Here is a 21,656-nt window from a genome sequence, read left to right as displayed (position 1 = left end):
TTCCGACCGGGTTTGCCAATGATGGGGGTGTGAGCGCACACCTGGTTATCGCCGACGAGGTCGCCACCGCCCTGGGTGAGGGGCGGGGGGTGGTCGCCCTGGAGAGCACGCTGCTGGCGCACGGGTTGCCGCCGGGGCGGAGCTTCGAGGTCGGGGTCCGGTTGGAGAAGGTGATCCGGGCGGCGGGGGCGGTGCCCGCGACGATCGCCGTGCTGGACGGGGTGCCGCGGGTCGGGTTGGGGATCGGCGAGCTGGAGCGGGTCTGCTCGCCCGGTCTGGCGAAGCTCTCGCTGCGCGACCTGGGGGCCGCGATCGCCATGCGGCGGGACGGGGCGACGACGGTGGCGAGCACGGCCACCTTGGCGCACAAGGCCGGGATCCGGGTGTTCGCGACCGGTGGGCTCGGCGGGGTGCACCTGTCGGTCCCGTCCGGCACCGTGACCTGGGACGTGTCCGCCGACCTTGACGTGCTGGCGAACACGCCGGTGACCGTGGTCTGCTCGGGGGTGAAGTCGATCCTGGACATCGCGGCGACCGTGGAGGTGCTGGAGACCCGGTCGGTTCCCGTCCTCGGCTACCGCACCGACCACTTCCCCGCGTTCTACCTGCGCGAGTCGGCCCACCGGGTGCCGTGGCGGGTGGACAACGCGGTCGACGCGGCCGAGGTCATCAGCGCGCACGGCGAGGTGTCCGGGTCCGGGGTGTTGATGGTGAACCCCGTCCCGGCCGAGTACGAGCTCGACCGGGCGCTGCACGACCGGCTGCTCGACGAGGGCATGGCGCTGCTGCGGGAACGCGACATCCGGGGCAAGGACGTCACCCCGGCGCTGCTGGAGCACTTCCACAGCGGGAGCGCCGGGTCGAGCCTGGCGGCGAACACCGAGCTGGTCGCGGACAACGCGCGGGTGGCGGCGGAGGTCGCGGTTCAGTTGTCGTCGCGGTAGAGCCGGGCGATCACGTCTTCGATGTCGGGCTCTTGCACCGAGAGGTCCCGTAGTGGGACCGCTTTGGCAAGAGCCGCGACGACCTCACCGGCCGCGGTGCCATCGAGTGTGAGGGTCACCCGTCGACCTTCGGCTTCCACCGCGGTGACCACGGCTCCGGGCAGGGTGAGCCCGTCGGGCCAGGGGAGTTCCAGGTCGGCGACGATGGTGCGGCGTGAGCGGTATCGGCTGTGCAGCTCGTCCACGGTGCCATCGTGCACGACCTTGCCGTGGTCGATGACCACCAAACGGCGGCATAGCTTTTCGATGTCCGCGAGGTCGTGCGTTGTTAGAACCACCGTGGTGTCCCCGCGTGTGTCGAGCTCCGAGAGGAAGGTGCGCACGGCTTGTTTGCTCAGCACGTCCAGACCGATGGTGGGCTCGTCGAGGAACAGGACTTCCGGCCCGTGCAACAACGCGGCCGTGAGTTCGCCGCGCATCCGTTGCCCCAAGGAGAGTTGCCGGACGGGCGTGTGGATGAACTCGTCCAGGGCAAGCAGTTCGGTGCACTGTTTGAGCCGGGCTGTGTGGTCAGTCTCGGGGACCCGGTAGATGTGCCGTAGTAGTGAGAACGACTCGCCAAGGGGTAGATCCCACCAGAGTTGTGAGCGCTGCCCGAAGACGACGCCGATGCGCTTGGCCAACGTTGTCCGTTTGGCCACCGGCTCCAGCCCACACACCTGGACCTCCCCACCACTGGGGCTGAGCACACCGGTCAACATCTTCAACGTGGTGGACTTACCGGCGCCGTTGGGCCCGATGTAGCCCACCATCTCGCCGCGTTCGACGGTGAGGTCCACACCGTCCACAGCGGACACCACGGTGCGCTCCCGGCGGAACCGGCCGACCTTGCGGTGGACGGTGAAGTCCTTGCGCAGCCCGCGCGCTGAGATGATCATGATCCGGTGCTCCGGTAGTGCCGGACCCCGACCCGCCAGAGCAGCGAGGCGAGACAGGCGGCGATGACGGCGACGACAGGTGAGAACCACAGCAGCCAGTCCGGTAGACCCAACGGGTCGGACTTGCCGAGTAGCGCAAGAGCGGGGAAGTACGCGACGAAGCCGAATCCGATGCCCAGGGTGAAGAAGTCCCGGAACCAGCCGCCGTACATGTTGTTCGGGTAGGCGGTGAAGTCGCGGCCGCCGTAGGTGAAGGCGTTGGCGATCTCGCCGGACTCGATCCACCAGAACGCGACCGACGCCCCCGCCACGAACAGGCTGATGAAGAACACCGTCCCGGAGATCGGCGCGAAGACCGCGCAGAGCACCCGGCCCACCGTCCAGTGGATGTCGGCCACGCACAACGCGACGACGTAGAACACCATCCCCTGCAACGCCCGACCGCTACGGCGCAACGCGAACGTGAGCGCCGCCAGTTGGGCCAGTGACGACAGCGGTCGCAGCAGCAGCGAGTCGAACAGGCCGGAACGCACGTATTCGCGCAGCTTGTCGACGTTGCCGACCACCATGTCCGCCGTGGCGAACGCGCCGGCCGACAATGCCGCCATGAGCATGACCTCTGTGCCGCTGAACCCGCCGAGGCCACCGGCGACGGAGAACAGGACGAAGACGGAAGCGATGTCCAGCGCGTTGGTCGCCATGCTGCCGAACACCTCCAGCAGGAAGGAGGCGCGGTACTGGACCTGGCTGCGGACCTGGGCCCGCACGATGCGCGCGTAGACGCCGAAAGGGCTCTCAGCCACCTTGGAGCACCAACTTCCGCATCGCCCTGGCCTGGACCCGCTTGCAGGCGAACAACGTCACGGCGCACCACGTCGCCTGGCTCGCGCACACCAGCAGCATGTTGGGCACCCCACCGCGCTCGACCAGGACGTCCAGCGGCGCCTGCATCAGCGCGGGGAACGGGGTGGCCACCCACAACGTGGTCTTCAACCACTCCGGGAGGATGGCCAGCGGGAAGTAGAGCCCACCCGCGAAACCGGACAGGAACACCCACAACATCGACGTGCCCCGGATGTCGAGCGTCCAGAACGCGGACAGGCCGATCAGGTACCGGCAGGCGAACCCGACGACCACCGCGAACAGGATCGACAGCGGCGCCAGCAGGTAGGTCAGCGGGTTCGCGGGCACGTAGAGGCCGAAGGCGAGCGCGCCGACCAGCACCGGGCCGACGAACCGGGTCAGCATGGCGAACCCGGACCGGCCGAGGTCGGTGCACAGATATGTCCACAGTGGATCGATCGGGCGGAGCAGGTCGGCGACCACGTCGCCGGTGCGCACCCGCTCGGCCAGGTCCAGCATCACCCAGGCGTTGACGACGGCCAGCACGCCCTGCCCGATCCAGACGTAGCTGACCAACTGCGGCCCGTCGTACCCGGCGACCGAGCCGCCCGCCGTGGCGGCGACGCTGAGCAGGATGTAGCAGCGCAGGAAGCCGAACACGGTGTTGGTGAACGCCCCGGCGACGGTGGCCTGGCGGTAGGTCGAGTAGCGGCGAAACCCGGCCGCCACCAGGGCTACCTGGGCATGCGCCATCACAAGGCTCCTCGGGGGTGGTTGCCGCAGACTGTGCGGGGGATGTTCTTACCGCAAGAGCCCGGTTGATGCGAGTTGTTTAACGGAGGCGGCCGATGAGCAGCGTCGTTGTCGTGGGCGACACCGCACTGGACATCGTGGTCCGGCACGACGGCCACATCGCGTGGGGCGACGACACCCTCGCCAAGACCTCGTTGCGGTCGGGCGGCGCGGCGGCCAACGCGGCGGCCTGGCTCGCTCACCTCGGCGAGTCGGTCACCCTGGTGTCCCGCGTTGGTGGGGACGCTGCCGCCGCCCACGCAAAGGCAGAGCTATCCGCCCACGGTGTGCACTGCGCGTTCACGGTCGACGAGTCCGCTGCCACCGGTTGCGTTGTCCTGCTCGTCGACGCCACCGGGCAACGCACGATGTTCCCCGACCGCGGTGCCAACGCCCTGCTGCGCTCGACAGACCTACCGGCCCTGGACGGCGCGAAACACCTGCACCTGTCCGGTTATGTCCTGCTGGACAGCGCGACTCGGCGAGCAGGAGTCGACATCCTCACCGCTGCCCGCGCGGCCGGTCTTACCACGTCGGTGGATCCGCAATCGGCCTCGCTGATCGACGACGCGGACGCCTTCCGCGAAATCCTGCGCGGCGTGGACCTGTTGCTGCCGAACCACAACGAGTACATCGCTCTGGGCGAGCGGCATGTGCTGACCGCGGTTGGTGCGGCGGCGGTGACAAGAGGTGCACAGGGGGCGTACTGGGTCGACAGCACGCAGAAGGTGGAAGAACCCGCTGCCGCAACCGAGTGCGTTGACACCACGGGTGCCGGTGACGCGTTCAACGCGGGCGCGCTGAAAGCCTGGCTCGCCGGCGCCCGACCACGGGACGTCCTGCGCGCCGGGGTCGCCGCGAGTGCGCTCGCGGTGGCCAGGACCGGCGCGCAGCCCGCTACTCCCGGGGATCGGAATCGATGACCTGGCGGTCGGTCGACTCGATCGCTTTCGCCTCGCGCTGGTAGCGGTTGACCTGCTCGGACTTGCGCGGCGGCCGGTCGTTGGCGATGAGCACCGCCGCCCACGGCAGCGGAACCGACAACGCCACGAAACCCAGCGCCAGCCAGGGGATCTGGTAGGTGAGCCCGGCCAGCAGCAGGCAGGGCAACCGCAGACCCATCATGATCATGTACTTGCGCTTGCGCGCGGCGAACTGTTCGTCGTACGACGGCTCGGCCTCGGTGATCAGAACCGGGGTGTCGTCCCGCTCGGAGCCCTTCACGACACCACCTCCGCCTGCCATCTTGTCACCTCGGAGTGCCAACTGCGCCATCCGGGTAGACCTGGGCAAAGAATCCCCCAGTTGCCGGTAAGAAGGTGGGTTATGACGGGATTCGCGGTCGAGGGGTTCGGCGCGTCCACCCGCCACCGCCTGGCCGGGGCCAACCTGGTCCGCCACCTCACCACCCGCGCGAGGGTGTTGGACGTGGCCGGTGGCCGGGGCGAGGACGGGGTGCCGCTGGCCGCGCTGGGCCACGAGGTGACCATCCTCGACCCGGCGGGCGCGATGCTGGCCGACGCGCTCGCCCACGCCTACGTGCGCGGTGTGACGGTGAACGTCGTGCAGGCGGCGGCCGAGGACGCCCCGGACCTGTTCCTGGCCGCCGATTTCGACGTGGTGCTCTGCCACGAGTTGCTGCACTACGCCGAGGACCCGGCCGCGTTGCTGCGCGCGGTGACCGCGCCGCTGCGCTGCGGTGGCCTGCTGTCGCTGCTCGGCCCGCTGCCGTCGGCCGCCCAGGCGCGGGACGCGGCGGTGGACCTCGGCGCGGAGATCGTCGCCAGGTACCGGCTGCCCGGCCACTTCCACCTGATCACCCGCGTCTGAGCCGTCCGGCGCGGTGTCGGTGCGCCGTGCGAGCATTCGCGGCGTGCTTCCCCAATTCTCGGACGAGTTCTGCGCGCGGTTGGCCGACGCGTTGCGGGTGGTCGGGTACGACGCGGACGGTGTGGTGGCCGCCCTGGGCAACCAGGCGCACGCGGCGCTGGGCCGGGGCGAACCGGAGCCAGCGCGGCGGTCGACCGCCGGTGGTGGACCGCTGGCGACGCTCATCCGCATGTTCCTGGTCGGCGACGCGGTCCCCCGCGCGCAGGCCGTGGCCGCGCTGCGCGGTGTGGACATCGAGGAGGCGGCGGCCGCCGGACTGGTCCGGCTCGACGGGGACAGCGCGCGGGCCGGGCTCGACCTGCGCCCGTACGGCGATGACGGAGACGACGGGGCCTCCTGGTGGGTCGTGGCGGACCTGGACGCCGACCAGGCGGGCGGGCCGGTGGGCGCGGACCACGTGCTCGGCATCGGGCACGCCTCGCTGAGCCTGGCCAGGGCGACCGTGCGCAGGCCGGTGGGCACGCTGCTCGACCTGGGCACCGGCTGCGGTGTGCAGGCGCTGCACGCGAGCAGGCACGCGGGCCGGATCACCGCGACCGACCTGTCCGAGCGCTGCCTGGCGCTGGCGTCGGCGACGTTCCGGCTCAACGGGCTCGACGTGGAGACCGCGCGCGGGTCCTGGTTCGAGCCGGTCGGGGGTCGGCGGTTCGACCAGGTGGTGTGCAACCCGCCGTTCGTGGTGGGGCCGCCGCGGGTCGACTACGTCTACCGGGACTCCGGGCTGGCCGGTGACGACGCGAGCGCGCTGGTCGTGCGCGGGCTGCCCGGGGTGTTGGCGCCGGGCGGGGTCGGCCAGTTGCTGGCGTCCTGGCTGCACCGGCGCGGCGAGGACTGGGCGGACCGGGTCACCGGGTGGCTGCCGGACGAGGGCGTGGACGCCTGGTTCGTGCAGCGCGACGTGGCCGAGCCCGCGATGTACGTGGGGACCTGGCTGCGCGACGCCGGGATCGACCCGCGGTCGGCGGAGGGGTCGGCCAAGGCGGCGGCCTGGCTGGACTGGTTCGAGGCGAACGACGTGGTTGGCGTCGGGTTCGGCTTCGTCACGCTGCGCGCGACCGACAGCGACACCGAGGTGGCCTGCGAGGACCTGCGGCACGCCTACGACGACCCGCTGGGCCCGGAGACGGGGGCGTGGCTGGACCGGGTGGCCTGGCTGCGCGCCAACGCCGACCCGGCCCGGCTGCTGGCGACCGAGTTCGCGGTGCCGTCCACCGTGGTGCTGGAGCGGGTGTCCGAGCCGGGCGCGGACGGCTGGGCGGAGCTGGTGCGCAGGTTGCACCGCACCGACGGCCCAGGCTGGCAACAGGAGACCGACGAGTTGGTGACCGCGCTGCTGGCCGGGTGCCGCGGCCAGGTCCCGCTGGGCGACCTGCTCGCGCTGCTGGCGGCGGGCCACGGCCTGCCCGCGGACGCCGTCGTCCACGCCGCGCTGCCGGTGGTGGCCGACCTCGTCACGCACGGGATGCTGCTGCCGAAGGAGCTGGTTTGAGGGCGGTCGTGGCCCGGGTAACCCGGGCCGGGGTGGTGGTCGCGGGCGAGACGGTCGGCGAGATCGACGAGCCGGGTTTGCTCGTACTGCTCGGGGTGCATGTGGACGACACCGCCGACAAGGCCCCGACGATGGCCAGGAAACTGCATGAACTGCGTGTGCTGGCAGGCGAGGAGTCCTGCGCGACCACCGGCGCCCCGCTACTGGTGGTGAGCCAATTCACACTGTACGGGGACACCCGGAAGGGCAGGCGGCCATCGTGGACGGCGGCCGCCCGACCGGACCACGCCGAGCCGCTGATCGACGCCGTGGTGGCCGAACTCCGCGCCAGGGGCGCCAGGGTGGCCACCGGCAGGTTCGGCGCGGACATGGCGGTGGCGAGCGTGAACGACGGCCCCTGCACCGTTCTGATCGACCTCTGACAGCGGGAACCCTGGCGACAACCGCCTGCCCGCCGTCGCCGGTGGACGGTCGTGTCCCCCACCGGGTGGACGCGAATACTCCACCTTCCGGTTGATGTGACACAAGATCCCGTGCTGCCACGGTGGGTTTGTGAGCGACACCGGTCTTCTCAGCGAAAGCTCAGGTAAACCTGAGCAACTCCCGACCGCGGGGTGACGTCATCACAGGGGGGAGGCACGGGAACGAATCCACTCCCCGCCACGTTCCACGAGCAGAACCACCTACAGGGGGAGGGAGCACCATGACGGTCCCGCAGCAGCGCGAGCCCCAAGAGCTCACCTACGAGTCGGCCGATCTGGACGCGCAGGGGCCCGCCGCCGACCTCGTGCGGGTGTACCTCAACGGCATCGGGCGCACCGCCCTGCTCACCGCCGCGCAGGAGGTGGAGCTGGCCAAGCGCATCGAGGCGGGGGTCTTCGCGCACCACATGCTCGAGTCCTCCCCCCACCTGTCCCCCGCCCGCCGGGCCGAGCTGCGGGCCATCGTCTCGGACGGCAACGTGGCGAAGAACCACCTGCTGGAGGCGAACCTGCGGTTGGTGGTCTCGTTGGCCAAGCGCTACACCGGGCGCGGCATGCCGCTGCTGGACCTGATCCAGGAGGGCAACCTCGGCCTGATCCGCGCGGTGGAGAAGTTCGACTACACCAAGGGCTTCAAGTTCTCCACCTACGCCACGTGGTGGATCCGGCAGGCGATCACCCGCGGCATGGCCGACCAGGGCCGCACCATCCGGCTGCCGGTCCACCTGGTCGAGCAGGTGAACAAGCTGGCCAGGATCAAGCGCGACCTGCACCAGCAGCTCGGCCGGGAGGCCACCAAGGACGAGCTGGCCAAGGAGGCCGGGCTGACCCCGCAGAAGGTCGCCGACCTGCTCGACCACGCCCGCGACCCGGTGAGCCTGGACATGCCGGTCGGCGCCGAGGAGGACGCCCCGCTCGGCGACTTCATCGAGGACGGCGAGGCCACCGACGCGGAGAGCGCGGTGATCTCCGGTCTGCTGCAGGACGACATGCGCCGGGTGCTGGCCACCCTGGACGAGCGGGAGCAGTCGGTGATCCGGCTGCGCTACGGCCTCGACGACGGCCAGCCGCGCACCCTCGACCAGATCGGCAAGCGGTTCGGGCTGTCCCGGGAGCGGGTCCGCCAGATCGAGCGCGAGGTCATGTCCAAGCTGCGCCAGGGCGAGCGGGCCGAGAAGCTGCGCGCGTACGCGAGCTGACCAGCCGGGCAGCCCCTGGGGAGGTTCGACGCCGCCGACCGATGTCACACGGACGGCGGCGTTGACATGTGACCCCAGTCACGGCAGCGTGGTCAGCACACATCCCCTGAACCACGCGGCGCAGCTCCCGGTTCCCGGGTCCTGCGCCGCCCGCGGCGGGAGGTCGGGACGGCCGGGGGCCGCCCCGGCCTTCCGGCACGTCGAAGCCGACTGCCGCGAGGCCCGGCAGACCGCGGCCCGCACGGTCACTCCGAGTCGCGGCTCGGCCGCGGACCCTGCTCGGTCGTCCGCTCCGGGAAGTTCACGTCGACCCGGCCGAGGGTGTGTTCGCGCAGTTCACGGACCAGTTTGAGGATCTCGGCGGTGCGGTAGTCCAACACGTCCAGCCTGCCCGCGACGTCGTCCGCCGAGCGGGCCGACGGCTCGTCCACCGGCTGCGGCGCCCTGCCCTGCGCCACGTCGATCAGGTGGTTCGTGTGCAGGTCGAGCACCTCGGCGATGGCGCGCAGGATGTTCTCCGAGCGACTGCGCTGCACTTTGTTGTGCTGCAGTTCGCCGACGACGGCCTTGGACACACTGGACCGCTCGATCAGCGTCGCCTGGCTCATGCCGAGGGCGACCAGCCGCTGCTGGATGACCCGCGCCACCGCCGCGTAATCCCCGGTAACGCCCGCCACGTGAAACTCCTCCGCGCTCGGCAGCAGGCCCAAACAATAGCGGTTGCCGTTTCCGGAAATCCGCCGGCTTCGTGGTATTAATTCAATCCAATCAAGGGGTTTAATCATCCCTTTTTCTCGCTTGAAGCCCACCTCGGCCACACCGGGGACCGAGACCGGGCGGACCTGAGCGGGGCTGAGGGGGTCACTGGGGGGAGGGAATGTCACAGTCCGATCGCCTGGCGGGGGCCCGGCCGAGGAGTAGGTTCTGCTGAATCCGGACGCGCGTGAGGGAGCCCGCACATCGTGACCACCACCACGAACTTCGACTACACCGACGTCCTGCCGCTCGGGCCGGACCACACCACCGAGTACCGGCTGGTCAGCGCCGAGGGGGTGCGGGTGGTCGACGCCGCGGGGCGGCGGTTCCTGGAGATCGACCCGGCCGCGCTCACCGCGCTGGCCAAGGAGGCGGTCAAGGACATCCAGCACCTGCTGCGGTCGTCGCACCTGGCGCAGTTGCGGTCGATCGTGGACGACCCCGAGGCCAGCGGGAACGACCGGTTCGTCGCGATGGACCTGCTGCGCAACGCCTGCATCGCCGCGGGCGGCGTGCTGCCGATGTGCCAGGACACCGGGACCGCGATCGTCATGGGCAAGCGGACCGAGACCGTCCTCACCGGCGGGACCGACGAGGAAGCCCTGTCCCGTGGCGTCTTCGAGGCCTACCAGGAGCTGAACCTGCGGTACTCGCAGATGGCGCCGGTCTCGTTCTGGGACGAGAAGAACACCGGGACGAACCTGCCCGCGCAGATCGACATCAACACCAAGCCCGGCACCGACCCGGTGTACGAGTTCCTGTTCATGGCCAAGGGCGGCGGGTCGGCGAACAAGACGTTCCTGTACCAGGAGACCAAGGCCGTGCTGAACCCCAAGCGGCTGGCGGCTTTCCTGGACGAGAAGCTGCGCGGCCTGGGCACCGCGGCCTGCCCGCCGTACCACCTGGCGGTCGTGGTGGGCGGGTTGTCGGCCGAGCAGAACCTGAAGGTCGCGAAGCTGGCCTCCGCGCGGTACCTGGACACCCTGCCGACCGCGGGATCGGCGCTGGGGCACGCGTTCCGCGACGTCGACCTGGAGCAGCAGGTGCTGGCGATGACCCGCGAGTTCGGCATCGGCGCGCAGTTCGGCGGCAAGTACTTCTGCCACGACGTGCGGGTGATCCGGCTGCCCCGGCACGGCGCGTCCTGCCCGGTCGGCATCGCGGTGTCCTGTTCGGCCGACCGGCAGGCCAAGGCGAAGATCACCCCGGACGGGGTGTTCCTGGAGCAGTTGGAGCGGGACCCGGCGCGCTTCCTGCCGGAGGTCACCGGGGACGACCTGTCCGACGAGGTCGTCAAGATCGACCTGACCCGCCCGATGGACGAGATCCGCGGCACACTCGCCGCGCTCCCGGTGAAGACGCGGCTGTCGCTGACCGGTCCGCTGGTGGTGGCCCGCGACATCGCGCACGCCAAGATCAAGGAACGGCTGGACGCGGGCGAGCCGATGCCCCAGTACCTGCGCGACCACCCGGTGTACTACGCCGGTCCGGCCAAGACCCCGGAGGGCTACGCGTCCGGTTCGTTCGGCCCGACCACCGCGGGTCGGATGGACTCCTATGTGGCCCAGTTCCAGGCGGCGGGCGGCTCGCTCGTCATGCTGGCCAAGGGGAACCGGTCCAAGCAGGTGACCGAGGCGTGCGCCGCGCACGGCGGTTTCTACCTCGGCTCGATCGGCGGCCCGGCGGCCCGGCTGGCGCAGGACTGCATCAAGAAGGTCGACGTCCTGGAGTACGCCGAACTGGGCATGGAAGCGGTGTGGCGCATCGAGGTCGAGGACTTCCCCGCCTTCATCGTCGTCGACGACAAGGGCAACGACTTCTTCGCCGGAACCGCGCAGCCGACCCTGCAGGTGACCTTCCGGCGCTGAACCGAGGAGGGAACGATCATGGCTGTCCAGTTCAACCACACCATCGTCCTCGCGAAGGACAAGCACGCCTCTGCCGCGTTCCTGGCCGAGATCCTCGGCCGCCCCGCCCCGAAGGTGTCCGGCCCGTTCGTGGCCGTCCAGTTGGACAACGGTGTGACGCTCGACTACGCCGACGCCGATGTCGACTTCCCGGTGCAGCACCTGGCGTTCCTGGTCGGCGAGGACGAGTTCGACGAGATCCACCGCAAGATCACCGAGCGCGGTCTGGTCCACTGGGCCGACCCGCACCGGCGCCGCCCGAATGAGATCAACACCCACGACGGCGGGCGCGGCGTGTACTTCCTCGACCCGGACGGCCACGCCCTGGAGGCGATCACCGTCCCCTACGGCGGCCTGCCCGGCTGAGGCTGTCCGGGCTTTTAGGGGTCGGGGCAGGCAGGGCGCTTGCCCCGACCTCGGGACAGTCGGTCGTTACTGGTTGGCGGCGGTGACGACGACCTTGCGGTCACCCACCGGCTGGTCGAGCGGAACCTCCACCGGCCGCGGCGTGACCACGGTGGCGCACATCTTGCCGCCCTCGGTGCCGCCCTGGGGCGAGGTCATCGGGGTCAGCACGACGGTCAGCGCCGAGTCGGTCTGCTCGGCGAGCTGGGCGTCGACCCCCGCGCAGGAGTCGTTCGCCAGGCCGATCAGTTGCAACTGCTTGCCGTCCTGGGACGCCCACACCCGGCGTTCCTTGTACGTGTCGGGCAGCGCCTTGGCGTCGACCTGGGTGGCGGGCAGCTCGCGGAACCCGGCGGGCACGGTGACCTTGCCGTCGGGTGCCACCCCGACCTGCGGGACGGCGGCCTTGGTGGGGGCGGGCCCGGTCTGCGGGGCGGCGGACCCGGTGGGGGCGGCCGAGCCCCCGGCGGTGGTGGCCGAACCGGGCTGGGTGCTGCCCGGGGTGGGCGCCTGGTTGGCCTGGTCGGCCGTACCGCCGCAGCCCGCGAGCAGGAGCAGGGCCAGGGCCGAGACGGCCGTGGACAGAGTGGTCTTCATAGCCCCAGGACGGTAGCCGACGACCGCGCGGTTGCACCGACCTCTCGACCGTCCAGGCAAAGCGGTGCCCCGGTCGGCGGGGCAAGACCGACCGGGGCACCCGGGGGAGGATGTCCGTCCTGCCTGCTCAGGCCGTCCGCTGCTCGCTGCGCAGAACCACCCGCCGGTCGCCCAACGGCTGGTCCAACCGCACCGAGAGCCTCGGGTACCGGATGTCCATCGTGCACATCCGCGGCCGCGCGGGCCGGGTCTCCACCAGGGTCAGCACGACGCGCGCGGGACCCTGGTCGCCGACCTCGGCACTGGCCTTGCCGCAGCCACCCTCCTGGGCGACAACGCCAACGTCGCTACCACCACCCTCCGTCCACACCACCGCGGGATACCCCGGGGCCAACCCCGTGGCATCGATCTGGGCGGCCGGGACCTGGCCACCCCTTTCGGGCGGTGTTCGGGCAGGCTGGCGATCAGGCTGGGCCGATCCCGCGGTCGACGGGGGCGTCATCGGTGCGGGAACAGCCGTCTGTCCGGCGCAAGCGGTCATCACCACGAGTAGAACGCCTGCGCCAAAGCTGGTTTGTAGGCGTCTCACGGGGACAAGACGGAGGCCGCGCGCGCCGGGGTTGCACGCGGTCGCTCAGTCCACCGGCACCGGCGTGATCGTGCGGCCGGACAGCGCGTCCCCACACCCGGAACACACCAGCAGTGGCTCGAACGGGTGGTCGCCGTGCTCGACCACCACCGCGGGCCCCTCTGGGGCGACGAACCACCGCTCCCCCCACGTCAACGCGCCCATGACCACTGGGAACAGCGCCCGCCCCTTGTCCGTGAGCCGGTAGGTCGAACGCTCGGCGTGGTCAAGGTCGCCGACCGGGCTGAGCACGCCCAGGGCGCTGAAGGTGCGCAGCCGGTCGGCGACGACCGTCGCGGGGGCGCCGAGGCGGCGTTGGAAATCGGGGAAGCGGCGGGCGCCCAGGTACGCGGCGCCGAGCATGGTGGCGGACCAGCGGTTGCCGATGAGGGCGCGGGACTCCGGGAAGAAGCCACCGCCGAGGCTGGTGGAGCCGCTGGAGCGGCGGCGCAGGGTGGCGGTCGGGGTGGAGCGGGGCCAGGAGCCGCTGGGACCGAAGGCGGCGCGGACATCGCGTGGTGCCACGGGTTCGGCGCAGCCGCGGCAGGTTTGGACGGGGGTGAACAGCTCGCCGCAGTCGAGGTGTCTGAGCAGGGGCAAGTCGGGGCCGGGGCCGTCGGCCCAGGTGAGTTCCCAGGACCAGACGGCGAGCAGGAAGGGCCAGAGACCGACCCCACGGGGGGTGAGCGCGAACTCGCGGCGGCCACGGGGCTCCAGCACGCCGAGGTCGCCGAGGTGGCGGAGCCGTGAAGCCAACACCGCGTTCGAGATCGGCAACAACCGCTGCCAGTCCGCGGGACGACTGGTGCCGTCCCGCAGCGCGTGCCGCAGGATCAACAGCGTCCACTCGTCCGCGACGGTCCCGATGGCGTGGGCGACGGCGTTGTCGCCGCCCACACCGAGCAGGCTGGGCCGGTCCGGCGGGTGGATCATGACCTGGGCAGGCCCACCGTGGTCGCCGGGTGGTCGGCGTCGGCCCAGCCGGGGATGGCCGAGCCGGGCGCCCAGGTGCTGTGCGTGCCGCTGCTGACCCGTTCGGGGAGCCGGATCCGGGCGAGCGGCCCGTCGTCGACCCTGGCGGCGTCGAAGACCAGGCACTCGGACCGGTCGGCGGTCATGTCCGTCGTCATGGTCACCAGGTACCCGTCATCCTCGCCGCGGCCACCCGCCCGGGGGGCGACGGCGGTCTCGCTGCCGAACACCCCGGCACCGTAGTGGTAGCGCTGCTGGGCGCCGGTGCGCAGGTCGTGCCGGACGATCCCGTCGAACAGGAACCAGCCGGGGGCGCCGGTGGAGGCGTAGGCGTACCGGTAGTCGCGTCCGGCGCGGTTCGGGTTGACCATGCCGAACTCGGTGATGTCGTCGCTGAGCCGTTCCTCGCGGGTGCGGCCGGTGGCCAGGTCCAGCCGCCACCGGTGCAGCCGGGTGCCCATGCCGTCCAGCGACAGCATGCGGAACAGCCGCGCGTACGCCGGGTCGCCCGGCCAGTGCCCGCCGCGGCCCTCCGGGTCGGACTGGAAGAAGCCGTCGACCACGATCTCGTCGCCGTCCTCGTAGGCGTTGACGAAGTGCAGCACGAAGGTCGGGTCGGCCTCGAACCAGCGGACCCGGTCGCCGGTGGCGCGGCGCGGCAGCACACCGAGCCGCAGCGGCAGTTCCGGGTGGAACCGGGCGACGTGGGCTCCCTTCGCGAGGAGGTCCGGTTCCCAGAACAGCGGGCAGTCGTTGAAGATGGCGTAGTTCTCGGTGAACGCCATGTCGTGCGGGAGCCGTGGGCCCGGTAGCGGGATGTCGGTGTAGTGCACGAGCTTGTCGTCTGCGTCCACCACGCCGTAGCGCAGGTGCGGTTCTTCCTTGCCGTAGTTGAAGAACATGAGCTCGCCGGTGGCCGGGTCCACCTTGGTGTGCGCGGAGACACCGTGCGCGGGGGTCCACGCGGACTTGCCGAGTGTCTCCAAGGTGAGCGGATCGATGCGGTACGGCTCACCGCATTGGTAGAACGTGGCCAACGCCACTCCCGCGTGTACGACGATATCGGTGCTCGCGGCGTCTTTCATCCTGCCGCGCGCGCCCCAACCGACCGGTCTGACCGCGGACTCGGGCTTCTCGGCTATACCGGCCCACAACGACTGTCGGGCCTCTTGCTCCGCCAGGAACCCGTCGGTGCGGATGAACCGGTTGCGGTAGAACGCCTTCCCGTCCCGGAATCCCACGACGTGGACCATGCCGTCGCCGTCGAACGGGTGGTAGGTGGCCAGCGCGGGGTGTACGGGGTTCTCGGTGTTGCGCAGGTAGACCCCGTCGAGGTCGGTCGGGATCTCACCGACGACCGCCAACTCGGTCGCCGCCCGCTCGACGGTCTGCGGCCGCCAGGGGCCCGTCCGGTACGGGTGGTCGTCGTCGGGTGGGAGCGTGCTCAAGACCCGGCCGAGGATCTCCACATCCATTTCGGACCCCCTGCCCGGTCACACTGGTGGTCTCTGGTTGCCACGTCCCGGAATCCGAGACTACAACTGGGGCGGTGACCAGGCCATGCTCCGGAAGAGGGGGTGCGCGGTGGGTGAGCCCTACCTGCTCGACTACGTCCGCACGCCCCGCGGCGGGGGCACCGCGTCCGGCGGCCTGCACCACGTGCCGCCGTTGGCGCTGGTGACGACCCTGCTCGACGCGCTGGTAGGCCGCGGTCTAGACCCGACCCGGGTGGGCGACGTGGTACTCGGCTGCGCGGCGCAGGTGGGCGAGCAGGGTGGCAACCTCGCCCGGACGGCGGCACTGCTGGCCGACTGGGGACACGGGGTGCCTGGCGTCATGGTCAACCGGTTCTGTGCCTCCGGCATCGACGCGGTCGCCCAGGCGGCGGCCCGGGTTCGCGCGGGTGAGGTCGACCTGGTGGTGGCGGGCGGGGTGGAGAGCACATCCCGGGTCGGCCCACTGGCCACCCGATCTCCACTGTGGACGGACGCGGAGGTGGTGCGGCGCACCGGGTCGGTGCACCCGGGGGTGGCCGCCGACCTCAACGCCACCCTGGACGGCTTCGACCGGGACGAGTTGGACGGCTACGCGCTGGAGTCGCAGCACAAGGCCGCGGCGGCCTGGCGGACGGGCGCGTTCGACCGGTCGCTGGTCCCGGTCGGCGGTCTGGACCGGGACGAACTGGTGCGCCCGGACAGCAGCCGCGACGTGCTCTCCACCCTGCCGCCCGCGTACGCCGGGATCGGCGCCGACGGGCACGACGCGTTGGCGTTGGCCGGTCGGGACTCGCCCCGGCGGATCGACCATCGGCACACCACCGCGACCTCCCCCACCCCCGCCGACGGAGCCGCGCTGCTGGTGATCGGCGACGAACGCGCCGCCCAGCGGCTGGGGATGACCCCGCGCGCCCGGATCGTCACGACCGCGGTGGTCGCGCGGGACCCGGTGCGGATGTTGACCGCGGGCCAAGAGGCGATGGCGCGGGCGATGCTGCGCGCGGGGATCACGCCGGGGCAGGTGGACGTGTTCGAGTTCGCCGAGTCGTTCGCGGCGCTGTGCCTACGACTGCGGTGGGCGTTCGACGCGGGCCCGGAGCGGCTCAACCCTGCGGGCGGCACGATCGCGCTGGGCCACCCGGTCGGCGCGACCGGGGCGATCATGGTCGGCGGCTGCCTGGAGGAACTGGAGCGGCGGGCGGGGCGGCTCGGGGTGGCCGGGGTGAGCGCGCCGACCGGGTTGGGCGTCGGGCTGGTGCTGGACCGGGGGTGATCCGGGCCGGGTGTTGTGGGGCATTCGGCGCATCGCCTTCACTCCCGCGCCACGGCCCGGCTTGATCGTGTTCACTGACCAGTCGTGGGCCGGGCTCAGAGTGATCAGGTGCTTCCCCTCCGCATGCCTGCTGCCATCGGCGTGCTCGTCGTTCTCCTCTTACTCGTCACGTCCGGGTGTTCCGCGACGCCCGGCGACCGGGTGGACATCCGCGATGTGCCGGCCACTACGGCACCGGCGGTCGGCAAGGGAGCGTCGACCGGTAGCTATACCGAGGACTGCGGCCGCGACGAGGAGAACCACCGCAACTCCGACAACGTCGTCGCCTCCCCCGGCGTTCACGACGGCGCGCACCACCTCCATGACTACGTGGGCAACCTCGCGACCGACGCGTTCAGCACCAACGACGTGCTCGCGGCCGCCAAGACCACCTGCCGCGACGGTGACCTCTCCAGCTACTACTGGCCTGTGTTGCGCGTCAACGGTCACCACAGCGAGGTACGCACCCCCGACTCGGTGACCATCACCTTCTTCGGTAGCCCCGTCAGCAACGTCGTCGCCATGCCCCGGTTCCTCCGCACGGTGACAGGCGACGCGAAGGCCGGTCCGTCCGCGCGCGGTACGTGGACCTGCTCCGGTTTTACCGACCGCGTGACGTTGTCCTACCCGGAATGCCCGAATGGCAGCCGCACCTTGCGCGTGTACGACTTCCCGAGCTGCTGGGACGGTAAGGGCACCGACAGCCCCGACCACAAGTCACACGTGCAGTTCCCGGGCACCAACGGCGGCTGCCCGCGCGCGACGTTCCCGGTGCCGAGGCTGCACATCGAGGTCGGTTACGACCTGCCCACGGGCACCGACATCGGCATCGACAGCTTCCCCGAGGTCGTCGACCGGGCGGCCGCATCGGACCACGCGCACTTCATCGACGTGCACACCGAGGCTGCCATGGCCGCCATCGTGACCTGCGTGAACTCCGGCAGGCACTGCTAGCCGGAACAAATTCGAACCGATCCGCCCCGGTGGCCGTGTCAGCCGCGAAGGGGCAACCGGACGCCGTTGGACAGGGAGTCGGCATGGCGAGGCTGTTCGCCCGGGAACGGGCGGCACGGGCGACATCGAGGGACGAGGCGCTGGTCCGCTCGCTCTACGAGGAACACGGCAAGGCGCTGCTGGCCTACGCCGTGCGACTCACCGGGGATCGGGCCGCCGCCGAGGACGTCGTCCAGGAGACACTGGTACGCGCGTGGCGGCACGCGGACAACCTGATGAGCAAGGAGGGGTCGGTGCGGGCCTGGCTGTTCACCGTGGCCAGGAACATCATCGTGGACCGGGTCCGGGCCAAGGCGGCCCGACCGGCCGAGGTGGCCGAGACGCCTGCGGCGGTCCCGGTGTCCGGCGACCACTCGCAGCGGGTGGTGGACTCGATGACCGTGCTCGCCGCCATCGAGGAGCTGTCGGAGGAACATCGGAAGGTGCTGGTGGAGGTCTACTTCCGGGACCGCAGCGTGGCCGAGGCCGCGCGGGAGCTGGGGATCGCGCCCGGCACGGTCAAGTCCCGCTCGCACTACGCCCTGCGCGCGCTGCGCACCGCGATGGCCGGGCGGACCGCGCTGGAGGGGACGCCGGCATGAGCGACCACGAGGCCCCGATGCTCGGCGCGTACGCGCTGGGCGCGCTGGACGAAGACGAACGAGCCGCCGTCGAGCGGCACCTGGCCGACTGCGCGGACTGCCGCGCCGAACTGCGTGACCTGGAGGAGGTGAGGGACATGGCCGGTGAGCTGCCCCCGGAGGCGCTGCTGGAAGGCCCCCCGGAGGACGGAGACCTGCTGCTGGCCAGGACCCTGCGCCAGGTCCGCGCCGAGGTGACCGCCGACCGCAACCGGCGGATCGCGGTGGCTGGTGTCGCCGCCGCCGTGGTGATCGCCGCGGTGCTCGGCGCGGGCGTCGCGATCGGCCGCTCGACCGGGACCCCGGTGGCGGGCGGACCGACGGTGACCGTCAGCCCGCCCGAACCCCAGGTCGACGGGACCCGGTTCCTCTCCGGGGGTGACCCCGGCACCGGCGTCCACCTGACCGCGAAGGTCGTGCCCGCCGCGGGCTGGGTCCGGGTCAACCTGGCCGCCACCGGCATCCCCGCCGGGGAGCGGTGCCGGGTGATCGTGGTCGGCACGGACGGCAGCCGCGAGCAGGCGGCCAGTTGGGTCGTGTCCGAGGCGGGCGCCGCGAACGGCACCACCCTGGATGGCTCGGCGATGGTCGACATGGCGAACATCAGCGCCGTGGAGATCGTCAACGACGCGGGCAAGAAGTTCGTGTCGGTGAAGATGTGACGCTCGGGGAGGGCCGGACCCCGGCCCTCCCTCACGCGATCGGGCGCAGCCGCCGTGGTCCGCTGTCGTGCCGCGACGGGGGTGGGCCGAGCGTGACGCGGCCGCCGGTCACGTACGCGCCCGCCGCCGACGCCAGGATGGGCTCCAGGGCCAGGGCGCGGATCTCGGGGATGTCCTCGGCGATGGCGGACACGCGGAGCACGAGCTGTTCCAGGGCGAGCAGATCAGCGGGCTCGCCGCCCGCGTAGCCCGCCAGGAGGGGGGCGGCCTTGGGAGATCGGATCAGGCCCGCGGCGTCGTTGTCGGTAAGAGGGACTGCGCGGTAGGCGCGGTCACCCAGGAGGTTGCTGACCAGTCCCGCCAAGCCGAAGGAGACGACGGTGCCGAAGGACGGGTCGTCTTGGAGTCCGATGCTGCACGAGTTGCCCTTCGGGGCCATGCGCTGGATGTAGACCTCGCGGACACCGGAAACGCTTACCAGTTCGGCATAAGCGTTGCGGATAGCGTCATCCGTCGTCAGGTCGAGTCGGACGCCGATGAGGTCGCTGCGGTGGCGGAACTGTTGGCTGGCGGTCTTCATCACCACCGGTAGGCCCAACTCCTTGCCCGCGACGACAGCGGCATCAGGGTCGGACACGACGTGGAACTGCATGACCTCTATGCCGTAGTGGCCAAGAAGCGCGGTGACCTCGTCGTCGGTCAGCTCCACCTCGGGTCCGTGGGCGCGGGCTTGTGCGGCCTCGACCACCGCGCTCGCCGCGGTGGGGTCGATGTCTTCGGGGCGCACGAAGGTGCCAGGTGGTGAGGAACGCCAACGGGCATAGGCGGTCGCACGGGCAAGAGCGAGCGTTGCCCTCTCCGGGCTCGGGTAGGACGGGATTGATCCTCGTATCGGCGCGCCAGTGGGCCCGAGTACGGCCAACTCCGCCGGGATGCCGTCCGCGGCAAGGAATGTCGACACGATGGGCTTGGTGTGTGCCTCGGGCAAACCCTCAGCGGCTTCCCTGAGGGCACGCGCGTAGGCGGTACCCGGAATGGCCAACGGGGGCACGAACACCACGATCAGCGAGTCGACGTCGTCCCGGCGCAAGGCATCGGCGACAGCGGCGGCGAACTCGTCCGGACCAGCTTGCGCACCGACGTCGACCGGGTCACCGGCGAGTTCCAGACCCGCGCCCAACGCGGCATCCGCGGCCAGCACCCCGATCGCCGACGAGTTCCCCACCACCGCGACCCGCTCCCCTTGCGGCAACGGCTGGTGTGCCAACAACAACGCGGTGTCGAAGAGTTGCGCGATCGACTCGACCCGAATGACACCGGCCTGCTCGAACAACGCCTGCACGCTGGCCTCATCCACCCGCACACCAGTGGCCGCCAACGCCGGTAGCACTGTGTTGCGCCCCGACTTGACCACCACAACGGGCTTCTTACGCCCCAAACGCCTGGCGAGCCGACCGAACTTGCGCGGGTTGCCGAAGGACTCCAGGTACAGCAAGACGACGTCGGTGGCCGGGTCGGTTTCCCAGTACTGCAACAGATCATTGCCGGATACATCGGCACGGTTACCCGCGGAGACGAAGGTCGACAGACCCAAGCCCCGCGCGGCAGCGTCAGCGAGGATCGCCGTCCCCAACGCCCCCGACTGGCAGAAGAAGCCCGCGCGCCCCGGTCCAGGCAAGGTTGGGGCAAGAGTCGCGTTGAGACGTACGGCGGGATCAAGGTTGACCACACCGAGCGCGTTAGGCCCCACGACACGCATACCGTGCGCGCGGGCCTCGTCGACAAGACGGCGTTCAGCGCCCTTGCCATCCGGACCGGTCTCACCGAACCCCGAACTGACCACTACGAGCGTTTTGACGCCCTTCGCGAGACAGGCGTCCATGACGTCATCGACCCCGGCGGCCGGGACAGCGACAACGGCGAGATCCACCGGGTCAGGGATGTCGAGCACAGTGGGGTAGGCGCGCACGCCACGCACAGACCGGTGCTCGGGGTTGACCGGGAACACCGGGCCGGCGAAATCGGCGGCCAACAGGTTGCCCAGCACCGCGTTGCCGACCTTCGCGTGGTCGGTGGACGCCCCGATCACCGCGACCGACCGGGGGTGCAGCAGGTTGTGCACACTGCGCGCCTCCGCCGCCTGCTCCCGCGCCCAGGCGACCGCCACCGAGGCCTCAGTCGGGTCGATGGCGAACTCCAGGTGCAGCACACCTTCGTCGAACACCCGGCTGACCTGGTACCCCGCGTCCCGGAACACCCGCACCATCTGGGCGTTCTCGGCGAGCACCTCCGCCTCGAACCGGCGCAGGCCGCGTTCCCGCGCGGCGGCGGCCAGGTGCTCCAGCAGGATCGACCCCAGGCCGCGGCCCTGATGGGAGTCCTCCACGACGAACGCGACCTCAGCGGAATCCGAGCTGGGCAACCGCTCGTACCGGCCCACGGCGACGATGTCGTCACCGAGCAGGGCGACGAACGCGACCCGGTCGTGGTGGTCAACGGTGCTGAACCGCTTGAGGTCCTTGTCCGGCATCGTCGGATACGGCCCGAAGTACCGGAAATACCGCGTGCGTTCGGACAACCTGCCGTGGAACGCGCGAAGGGCTTCCGCGTCAGTGGGCACTACCGGGCGCATGTGGACGGTACCGCCGTCGGAGAGCACCACATCTGCTTCCCACAGCGGCGGGTAGGCGTAAGGGTCCCGCTCGGACAT

General features: G+C 70.9%; 22 protein-coding genes. 12 read left to right on the top strand and 10 right to left on the bottom strand.

Annotation, left to right across the window (positions count from 1 at the left end; translation table 11 throughout):
- The first annotated feature begins 29 nt into the window (after positions 1 to 29).
- Positions 30 to 944, top strand: coding sequence for a pseudouridine-5'-phosphate glycosidase (locus H504_RS0103065; protein ID WP_026421571.1), 915 nt, complete (start codon positions 30 to 32; stop codon positions 942 to 944).
- Here H504_RS0103065 and H504_RS0103060 read toward each other — a convergent pair.
- Genes H504_RS0103060 through H504_RS0103050 form a run of 3 tightly spaced genes read right to left on the bottom strand, consistent with a single transcriptional unit; the run spans position 926 to position 3,478 of the window.
- Positions 926 to 1,882 carry an ABC transporter ATP-binding protein gene (locus H504_RS0103060; RefSeq protein ID WP_157440167.1) on the bottom strand — a complete coding sequence of 319 codons (957 nt, stop codon included), beginning with the start codon at positions 1,880 to 1,882 and terminating at the stop codon, positions 926 to 928. The genes H504_RS0103065 and H504_RS0103060 overlap by 19 nt on opposite strands.
- Positions 1,879 to 2,685, bottom strand: coding sequence for an ABC transporter permease (locus H504_RS0103055; RefSeq protein ID WP_026421569.1), 807 nt, complete (start codon positions 2,683 to 2,685; stop codon positions 1,879 to 1,881). The genes H504_RS0103060 and H504_RS0103055 overlap by 4 nt, the downstream gene beginning before the upstream one ends.
- On the bottom strand, positions 2,678 to 3,478 hold the full coding sequence (locus H504_RS0103050; protein ID WP_026421568.1) for an ABC transporter permease: 801 nt from the start codon (positions 3,476 to 3,478) through the stop codon (positions 2,678 to 2,680). The genes H504_RS0103055 and H504_RS0103050 overlap by 8 nt, the downstream gene beginning before the upstream one ends.
- Before the next feature lie 95 nt (positions 3,479 to 3,573).
- Between H504_RS0103050 and H504_RS0103045 the strand changes: the two genes are divergently transcribed.
- On the top strand, positions 3,574 to 4,440 hold the full coding sequence (locus H504_RS0103045; protein WP_026421567.1) for a carbohydrate kinase family protein: 867 nt from the start codon (positions 3,574 to 3,576) through the stop codon (positions 4,438 to 4,440).
- Here the strand turns inward: H504_RS0103045 and H504_RS0103040 are convergent.
- A complete protein-coding gene (locus H504_RS0103040; RefSeq protein ID WP_051385433.1) occupies positions 4,415 to 4,762 on the bottom strand; it encodes a DUF3099 domain-containing protein in 348 nt (115 codons plus the stop codon). The genes H504_RS0103045 and H504_RS0103040 overlap by 26 nt on opposite strands.
- Positions 4,763 to 4,843: 81 nt before the next feature.
- Between H504_RS0103040 and H504_RS33025 the strand changes: the two genes are divergently transcribed.
- The 4 genes from H504_RS33025 (at position 4,844) to H504_RS0103020 (ending at position 8,577) form a co-directional block, all read left to right on the top strand.
- Positions 4,844 to 5,347, top strand: coding sequence for a class I SAM-dependent methyltransferase (locus H504_RS33025; protein ID WP_051385427.1), 504 nt, complete (start codon positions 4,844 to 4,846; stop codon positions 5,345 to 5,347).
- 43 nt (positions 5,348 to 5,390) lie between these two features.
- A complete protein-coding gene (locus tag H504_RS0103030) occupies positions 5,391 to 6,896 on the top strand; it encodes a DUF7782 domain-containing protein (RefSeq protein ID WP_026421565.1) in 1,506 nt (501 codons plus the stop codon).
- Positions 6,893 to 7,318 carry a D-aminoacyl-tRNA deacylase gene (gene dtd, locus H504_RS0103025; RefSeq protein ID WP_026421564.1) on the top strand — a complete coding sequence of 142 codons (426 nt, stop codon included), beginning with the start codon at positions 6,893 to 6,895 and terminating at the stop codon, positions 7,316 to 7,318. Before H504_RS0103030 ends, dtd begins: the two co-directional genes overlap by 4 nt.
- 281 nt (positions 7,319 to 7,599) lie before the next feature.
- Positions 7,600 to 8,577 carry a sigma-70 family RNA polymerase sigma factor gene (locus tag H504_RS0103020; protein ID WP_026421563.1) on the top strand — a complete coding sequence of 326 codons (978 nt, stop codon included), beginning with the start codon at positions 7,600 to 7,602 and terminating at the stop codon, positions 8,575 to 8,577.
- 245 nt (positions 8,578 to 8,822) lie between these two features.
- Here the strand turns inward: H504_RS0103020 and H504_RS33020 are convergent, their stop codons facing one another.
- On the bottom strand, positions 8,823 to 9,254 hold the full coding sequence (locus tag H504_RS33020) for a transcriptional regulator (protein ID WP_051385426.1): 432 nt from the start codon (positions 9,252 to 9,254) through the stop codon (positions 8,823 to 8,825).
- A 285-nt stretch (positions 9,255 to 9,539) separates the two neighbouring features.
- On the opposite strand from H504_RS33020, the gene H504_RS0103010 reads away from it, so the two are divergent.
- Positions 9,540 to 11,201 carry a fumarate hydratase gene (locus H504_RS0103010; protein WP_169735308.1) on the top strand — a complete coding sequence of 554 codons (1,662 nt, stop codon included), beginning with the start codon at positions 9,540 to 9,542 and terminating at the stop codon, positions 11,199 to 11,201.
- An 18-nt stretch (positions 11,202 to 11,219) separates the two neighbouring features.
- Complete coding sequence (locus H504_RS0103005; protein ID WP_026421561.1) at positions 11,220 to 11,606, top strand: VOC family protein; 387 nt, start codon at positions 11,220 to 11,222, stop codon at positions 11,604 to 11,606.
- A gap of 66 nt (positions 11,607 to 11,672) precedes the next feature.
- Here H504_RS0103005 and H504_RS40765 read toward each other — a convergent pair whose 3' ends face one another.
- The 4 genes from H504_RS40765 to H504_RS0102985 form a co-directional block, all read right to left on the bottom strand.
- Entirely contained in the window at positions 11,673 to 12,242 is a 570-nt protein-coding gene (locus H504_RS40765) for a hypothetical protein (protein ID WP_026421560.1), read from the bottom strand.
- Between the two features lie 127 nt (positions 12,243 to 12,369).
- Positions 12,370 to 12,615, bottom strand: a complete 246-nt coding sequence (locus tag H504_RS42795) for a hypothetical protein (protein WP_051385425.1) — start codon at positions 12,613 to 12,615, stop codon at positions 12,370 to 12,372.
- Positions 12,616 to 12,876: 261 nt separating this feature from the next.
- Positions 12,877 to 13,803, bottom strand: coding sequence for a winged helix-turn-helix transcriptional regulator (locus H504_RS0102990; RefSeq protein ID WP_026421558.1), 927 nt, complete (start codon positions 13,801 to 13,803; stop codon positions 12,877 to 12,879).
- Positions 13,800 to 15,317: a carotenoid oxygenase family protein gene (locus H504_RS0102985; protein ID WP_026421557.1), complete on the bottom strand. Its 1,518-nt coding sequence runs from the start codon at positions 15,315 to 15,317 to the stop codon at positions 13,800 to 13,802. Before H504_RS0102985 ends, H504_RS0102990 begins: the two co-directional genes overlap by 4 nt.
- A gap of 85 nt (positions 15,318 to 15,402) precedes the next feature.
- Between H504_RS0102985 and H504_RS0102980 the strand changes: the two genes are divergently transcribed.
- The 4 genes from H504_RS0102980 to H504_RS0102965 all read left to right on the top strand — a co-directional run bounded on the left by H504_RS0102980 (position 15,403) and on the right by H504_RS0102965 (position 18,946).
- Complete coding sequence (locus tag H504_RS0102980) at positions 15,403 to 16,611, top strand: acetyl-CoA C-acyltransferase (RefSeq protein WP_157440166.1); 1,209 nt, start codon at positions 15,403 to 15,405, stop codon at positions 16,609 to 16,611.
- Positions 16,612 to 16,719: 108 nt separating this feature from the next.
- Positions 16,720 to 17,604, top strand: a complete 885-nt coding sequence (locus tag H504_RS0102975; protein ID WP_245614048.1) for a DUF1996 domain-containing protein — start codon at positions 16,720 to 16,722, stop codon at positions 17,602 to 17,604.
- An 83-nt stretch (positions 17,605 to 17,687) separates the two neighbouring features.
- Positions 17,688 to 18,245 carry a sigma-70 family RNA polymerase sigma factor gene (locus H504_RS0102970; protein WP_026421554.1) on the top strand — a complete coding sequence of 186 codons (558 nt, stop codon included), beginning with the start codon at positions 17,688 to 17,690 and terminating at the stop codon, positions 18,243 to 18,245.
- The gene (locus tag H504_RS0102965) at positions 18,242 to 18,946 is read left to right on the top strand and encodes an anti-sigma factor family protein (RefSeq protein WP_026421553.1); all 705 of its coding nucleotides are present in this window, start codon (positions 18,242 to 18,244) and stop codon (positions 18,944 to 18,946) included. Before H504_RS0102970 ends, H504_RS0102965 begins: the two co-directional genes overlap by 4 nt.
- A 31-nt stretch (positions 18,947 to 18,977) precedes the next feature.
- On the opposite strand, the gene H504_RS0102960 is transcribed toward H504_RS0102965, so the two are convergent.
- Positions 18,978 to 21,656 (bottom strand): bifunctional acetate--CoA ligase family protein/GNAT family N-acetyltransferase, encoded by a 2,679-nt coding sequence (locus H504_RS0102960; protein ID WP_245614047.1) that lies wholly within the window; start codon positions 21,654 to 21,656, stop codon positions 18,978 to 18,980.

It is taken from the genome of Actinokineospora inagensis DSM 44258, assembly GCF_000482865.1.
GTDB lineage: Bacteria > Actinomycetota > Actinomycetes > Mycobacteriales > Pseudonocardiaceae > Actinokineospora > Actinokineospora inagensis.
The sequence above is the reverse complement of the archived record's forward strand: the minus strand, read 5'-3'. Positions and strand labels throughout refer to the sequence as shown.

Excerpts from the sequence above, each read along its gene's own strand:
- H504_RS33025 (WP_051385427.1), top strand. The coding sequence starts at position 4,844 with ATGACGGGATTCGCGGTCGAGGGGTTCGGCGCGTCCACCCGCCACCGC.
- H504_RS40765 (WP_026421560.1), bottom strand. The coding sequence starts at position 12,242 with ATGAAGACCACTCTGTCCACGGCCGTCTCGGCCCTGGCCCTGCTCCTG.
- H504_RS0103020 (WP_026421563.1), top strand. The coding sequence starts at position 7,600 with ATGACGGTCCCGCAGCAGCGCGAGCCCCAAGAGCTCACCTACGAGTCG.
- H504_RS0102990 (WP_026421558.1), bottom strand. The coding sequence starts at position 13,803 with ATGATCCACCCGCCGGACCGGCCCAGCCTGCTCGGTGTGGGCGGCGAC.
- H504_RS0103045 (WP_026421567.1), top strand. The coding sequence starts at position 3,574 with ATGAGCAGCGTCGTTGTCGTGGGCGACACCGCACTGGACATCGTGGTC.
- H504_RS0102960 (WP_245614047.1), bottom strand. The coding sequence starts at position 21,656 with ATGTCCGAGCGGGACCCTTACGCCTACCCGCCGCTGTGGGAAGCAGAT.
- H504_RS0102970 (WP_026421554.1), top strand. The coding sequence starts at position 17,688 with ATGGCGAGGCTGTTCGCCCGGGAACGGGCGGCACGGGCGACATCGAGG.
- H504_RS0102980 (WP_157440166.1), top strand. The coding sequence starts at position 15,403 with ATGCTCCGGAAGAGGGGGTGCGCGGTGGGTGAGCCCTACCTGCTCGAC.
- H504_RS0103040 (WP_051385433.1), bottom strand. The coding sequence starts at position 4,762 with ATGGCAGGCGGAGGTGGTGTCGTGAAGGGCTCCGAGCGGGACGACACC.
- H504_RS0102965 (WP_026421553.1), top strand. The coding sequence starts at position 18,242 with ATGAGCGACCACGAGGCCCCGATGCTCGGCGCGTACGCGCTGGGCGCG.
- H504_RS0102985 (WP_026421557.1), bottom strand. The coding sequence starts at position 15,317 with ATGGATGTGGAGATCCTCGGCCGGGTCTTGAGCACGCTCCCACCCGAC.
- H504_RS0103005 (WP_026421561.1), top strand. The coding sequence starts at position 11,220 with ATGGCTGTCCAGTTCAACCACACCATCGTCCTCGCGAAGGACAAGCAC.
- H504_RS0103060 (WP_157440167.1), bottom strand. The coding sequence starts at position 1,882 with ATGATCATCTCAGCGCGCGGGCTGCGCAAGGACTTCACCGTCCACCGC.
- H504_RS0103050 (WP_026421568.1), bottom strand. The coding sequence starts at position 3,478 with ATGGCGCATGCCCAGGTAGCCCTGGTGGCGGCCGGGTTTCGCCGCTAC.